This window comes from Paenibacillus sp. A3M_27_13 (genome assembly GCF_024213315.1).
GTDB classification, from domain to species: domain Bacteria; phylum Bacillota; class Bacilli; order Paenibacillales; family Paenibacillaceae; genus Paenibacillus; species Paenibacillus polymyxa_B.
In genome coordinates this window covers 1-5,550 of sequence record NZ_JANAVE010000018.1, presented here as the reverse complement: position 1 = coordinate 5,550, position 5,550 = coordinate 1, and the positions used below count along the sequence as shown (strand labels likewise).

Below are 5,550 nucleotides of genomic sequence, written 5' to 3'. Positions count from 1 at the left end.
TCCGGCGTCAGTGCGATGTGCAGTTCCTGCTCCGTTCCTTCTTCCACCGTGAACGGCTTCAGCCATACCACCCCGTGTAGCCGCACGCCCTGCTCCGCCTCATGCCCCGCCGTCCCGGCAGCCAGCAGCGTCGCTTGCAGCGCCATCTCCAGATAGGCTGCCCCCGGCAGCATTTTCCGCCCCTGTACCACATGATCCTTCAAGAAGAGTTCTTCGCCGCTCCACCGTGAACTGTACCGCTGTTCCGTCAAATCCGACGTATTCCGCTGTACCAACGGATGCAGCACGGACGTATGTCTTGCCTCGGCCTCCGACGCACTTCCCGCACGCCGGCTCGTCCAATACCGCTCCCGCGCAAACGGGTATCCAGGTAGGCTGATCCGCCGTGGTGTGGCTTCCCCGTACAGCTTGCTCCAGTCTACCTCTCCCCCGCGCACCCACCATTCCAGGAGTTTGCCGTATCTGCCAAGCCGAATCCATTGCTCCGCCGTGTCGCGCAGTTCGGAATCGGCAAATACGGCCAACGCTTCCTTGTTTCGGCTGACTTGTCCACGGTGCAGATGCCCCTTTTGTTGTTCCCCTTGCACAAAAGCCTGCAAGGCATTCTCCAATTGTTCGACAGATGAGACGATCATTCCCAGCCGCTCATCCATCGCTTCGCGCCCTGTCTGTAGCGTATAGGCCACATCGGCCAATTCATCATCTTGCCAGTTCTGCTCCCGCAGTGTCCGGAGCAGTTGTGAGGCCTGTATGACAAGGCGGTCCTCTTGTCTTGCCGATAGCACAATAAGAGCCGGCTGCAAAGGCGAAGACCGCATACGATTTAGCTTCTCATCCAGGAGCGGGGGTTCTGCAATTATCAAATGCGCGTTGGCCCCTCCGGCGCCGAACGAAGAAATGCCCGCAATACGCGGGATTTCCGCCAGTTTTCCGTTGATGTGAAGCATAGGGCGCTTCCACTCCGCCGACGCATGTTGGAGGTAGAACGGTGTCTGCTCAAAAGAAATTTCCGGATTAGCTGTACCGGAGTGAAGGGTAGGCGCGATTACACCATATTTGAATTGCATCAGCACTTTCGTTAAGCCAGCGATACCAGCGGCACTCTCACAATGGCCAATGTTCGACTTAACGGAACCGACGGCGCAAAACTGTGTATCCTCGGTGTCTTCCTTGAATGCTCGCACCAGACCCGCAATCTCAATCGGATCACCCAACGCGGTTCCCGTGCCATGTGCCTCGATGTAACTGACTTCACGGGCATGAATACCTGCTCGCCGTAAGGCGTCTGCAACTACTTCTGCTTGTGCATTTGGGTTAGGCACCGTATAGCCGTGAGTTTTGCCTCCAGCGTTGATCATGCTTCCTTTAATCACACCATAGATATGGTCACCATCACTGAGTGCCTTGGCCAAAGGCTTTAAAACAATAGCCCCAACACCCTCTCCGTCCACAAAACCGTCTGCTTCATCTCCAAACGCTTTGCACTTATCCCCGGAGGACAGCATCGTCATCGCACTGAGTTTCAAGTAATGTACCGGATCGACAATTAAGTTGACTCCGCCCACAATCGCACATTCACAGGAACCGCTGTGCAGGCTCTCCAGTGCAAGATGAATAGCAGTCAGTGAAGAGGAACAAGCCGTATCGATTGCTAGGCTTGGCCCCTGAAAGTTAAACAGATAGGACAGACGGTTGGCGATGGACCAATAACTGGACCCTGTCGGATAGTTTCCGTTCATAACGCCGACAAAAACACCGATTTTTCGGCTGTGCTCGAGGGTCAACGGCGTATATCCCGCATCCTCCACACTTGCATAGGCCACCTCGAGAAACAGCCTTTCCTGTGGGTCCATCCGTTCGGCTTCCGCAGGCGATATATGAAAAAAAAGCGAATCGAAGGCGTCTATATCCCGGATAAAGCCGCCCCATTTGGTGTACATGGCGCCGGGTTTCCCTTTTTCCTCCGCATAATAAGCTTTCCAATCCCAACGTTCCGGGGGAATTTCCGAAATACTATGTTTGCCGGCCAGCAAATTCGCCCAAAATTCATGCACATCATCAGCCCCTGGGTAGCGGCCGGCCAATCCGATGACCGCCACATCTCGAGAGGTATCCGGCAGTGAGGATTGGCGCTTGGCAAAAGGCGTATCCAGCCCCTTCCAAAAGCGGTTGCCGGAGTGTTCCGAACTCATAGCAGGATCGGCATTGACCGTTTCTTCCCCCACTGTGCCGTTCGGCGAATCTGCTATTCCAACGCCATGCAGTTCCAAGAAACGCTCCCGCTGAGACTGCAGCAAATGATCTGCCAGTTTATCGATTGTCGGATATTCGAAAAATAATGTGCTGCTGATATTGCTGAACACCTTCCGCAATGCAGCAGCCAATTCAATGACCATAATCGAATCGATGCCAAACTTCTCGAACGGTTCGGCGGAGTCGATCTGCTGCGGCGAAATTTTCAAAGCTTCACAAATCAGATCTTTTAAATATTGACGGCTTCTGTCCTGCAGATGTTCAATAGTATGCTCTTCTTCACTGCCGTACTGGACCAAACGCGGATCAGCGGCTTCGCTGCGGGACGGCAAATTGCTGTTATAATTCAGTGCATCCGAGGACACTGCCTCTGGTGAGACAGAAAGGCTCTTGCGCTTCATCCGCACCACACCGTCGCTTTCCGCCACCAGCAGGACGGGGCCTGGCGAACAGCCGGCCATGCCGATATTTCGAAACCCTGTACCAGTCAGCAGGCTGCGGATACGGTCGGCGCTCTCTGTATTGAAGGCTTCCGCGCCGCTTGCATCATCCGTATCCGGTGCAAGGCTCCCGCTATCCTCCCACAGCAGCACACCGTTTTTCTTCAGAACGATCTTTGCCTCGCGCGACATCTGCTGAACATGTTGCAGGTCGGTTATTTTTCCCCGGGCAATCACAAGATCATAGCCGCCCGGCGATAACTGCTGATCCATAAAAGGCATATGCCGCTCTAGACTGCGGAACCTCAGAAATGGGCAAACGGAATCAAGTCCCGGTTCGATCCGCAGGAAATGGCCCTCCGACGAACCGGTACAGCAAAACTCGGCAATCTGCGTATTGAAGGGGAGCAGCTTTTGCAGCAGCAAGGAAAGTTCCGCTGTTGTCAGTTGACCGATCTGCAAAATATGAACACGGGACGAGCTATCCAGATCCAGACGGCGCTGCACATAGCCGGCAACCGCTTCGGCAAGCATCCCGGCCAGCCATTCGGTGCTGTGCGGCCCGTTGTCTGCCTTCTCCCCATAATCCGTGCGGACATCACCTGAAGCTATTAGGACATCAATGGACGGAGTTCCTTGTATCTGGAGCAAATATTGCGTCAGCGCTTGCAAATTCGGATATTCATGAAAAACAGCCGGTGATAAATCCAGCCCCAGCGATTCATTCAGACGTCTGACCCATTCGCCCCAGACGACCGGATCGTATCCATATTCCTCCCAATTAAAATTCATATCGAGTTGCTCAGGCTTTACTTGGAGCAACTCAGACAGGGTTGATCGTAAAAGGTGTTGTATCTTCATTTCCATATCTGGCCCGGTCACCAATCTCTCCTCCTTGTTTTGAAATAGCCGCCTTAAGATCCGGCAGGTGTGGCACTGCCGATGGCACTTGGTCCGGATAAAAGGCAACCCATTCATCTGCACATAACTCCTTAAGAACCAGAGGCTTCGTCGTGTTAATTAGCGCCGCTTGCGAAGCTGATCCGGCCAGCAATATCTCAAGTGCTTCAAATGCTTCCATCGGTTCTATGGAGCCGATTCCCGTACGTGCCATCTTGTCCCTGTAACCCTGTGCCGACACGACACCGGTACTGCCCCAATATCCCCAGTTCATCACCTTAACTGGGCATGTCCACCACTTGCCGAGCTGGTGGGCGAAGGCGTCGGAAAAGGAACAACCCGCCGCATAGTTACTTTGGCCAGGGGCTTTTGTAAAGGACATAAATGATGAAAAGAATAAAACCATTTCCAGCGGCTCATCTCTGAATACCTGCGCCATCCGCACGCTGACATCAACCTTCGCCAGAAGCCCGGCGCTGAACCGTTCCTCGTCCATCCGCTCCAGGCTCTGATCCAGCAACACGACAGCGGAGTGGAGTAACCCATGAATCGCTGGGTGAATCGACTTGATCTCCCTGTAGGCTTCGCGCAGCGACGCCTCATTAGCTGCGTCGGCGCAGATGTAGCGTGGTGCCGGCCCCAAAGCGCCTAAGCGCCTGATCTGGGCTTCGATAACCGCATCGTTCGGCCGCCGCCCAATCCATACAATATGAGCCTGGTGGCTGCGAATCATATACTCGCTCCAGGCTTCCCCGATGCCGCCAGCGCCCCCAATGACTACATAGACACCCCCGGTTTTATACAGACGGTGCTCTGTAATCTCCTGCCGGACAGGCATAAGATGCTGTTCATACCATTGGCCTCCCCGATATGTCCGCAGATGTCCTTCTGCATTCGGGGGCAGGGCAAACAACTCGTCGAACGGCCAGTTTTCTTCTGTTTCCAGATCGGCTAGCCTGATATTCCAGTGAGGATATTCTTTGGCTAACGAACCGGCCAAGCCGTGCAAGCCGGAGTGGGTCGGATCAATCAGCTCATCAGAAGTTATATGCTGCGTCTTCACAGTCAAGATGCAGAAGCCTAGCTTTCTGGCCCCATACCCTGCGTAAAGCAAGGCTTTGATGAACCGGAACAACAGCAGGACACCCGACTTCTGCCCAGCAATTACCGCCTCTGGCTTGAATGTGGTATCGCCATCCGAAGGAGCGATCCAGATGAAATGATCCACAACGCCGCAAGTGGCCAATTTTCCACCTATGATAGGCATGGAATCATCGGAAACAATCTCCATGCGGGATGCGCCGGGGCAGCGTTCCCGAATTCCTGCCCATTGGCTTGTGGTTCCGCCTATGACCATTACCCGCTCGCCAGGCGCCGGAAAGTGTTCTCCCGATTGGATCAGCGAAGACTCCCACACAGGCGTCAGCATTATATTGCCGATCAGTTGCGGTTCTTTCGGCTCCTGAGCAAAGTCAGGCTCCCGGTTCCCACTTCCGGCAGCAGCGGCCCGTACCATCAATCCGGACAACCGGAGACAGACCCGACCACCTTCTTCGCACAGGTCGATGTCCAGCTTCCCGGTGCCGACTCCTCCTTTCCGCCGCCGGATCCACGCCCACATCCGTTTGCTCAGCTCCCCATGCACCTCCAGACTCTCCAGCGCAAAGGGCAACATTACCCGCTGATCTTCCTCGCCCAGCGCCAATCCCATACAGCTCTGCAACGCTCCGTCCAGCAGTCCCGGGTGCAGTACATACTCCCCACAGCTACTTTCCGCCGCCTCCGGCAGCCTCAGCTCCGCCAGCCCTTCGTCCATTCCTGTCCACACCGCTACGACCGACCTCATGCTCGCTCCGTAGCAAAGACCCAGCTCCTCCAGCGCCGCATAGCACGCCTCTTTGCTCACCTTCCGACCGCAACGTCCGCGTATCGCTTCCAGTTTCACCTGCTCTCGCTC

The 5,550-nt window shown here is 55.0% G+C and carries 1 protein-coding gene and 2 pseudogenes; all 3 read right to left on the bottom strand.

Translation table 11 applies throughout. From position 1 onward, the window contains the following. A pseudogene (locus NLX82_RS27340) lies at positions 1-2,510 on the bottom strand (type I polyketide synthase); the annotation flags it as partial. A gap of 891 nt (positions 2,511-3,401) precedes the next feature. Continuing rightward, positions 3,402-3,485 (bottom strand): annotated as a pseudogene (locus tag NLX82_RS27985) (hypothetical protein); the annotation flags it as partial. A 31-nt stretch (positions 3,486-3,516) separates the two neighbouring features. After that, the coding region (locus NLX82_RS27335; RefSeq protein WP_254349305.1) for an SDR family oxidoreductase at positions 3,517-5,550 on the bottom strand (2,034 nt) is incomplete at its 5' end.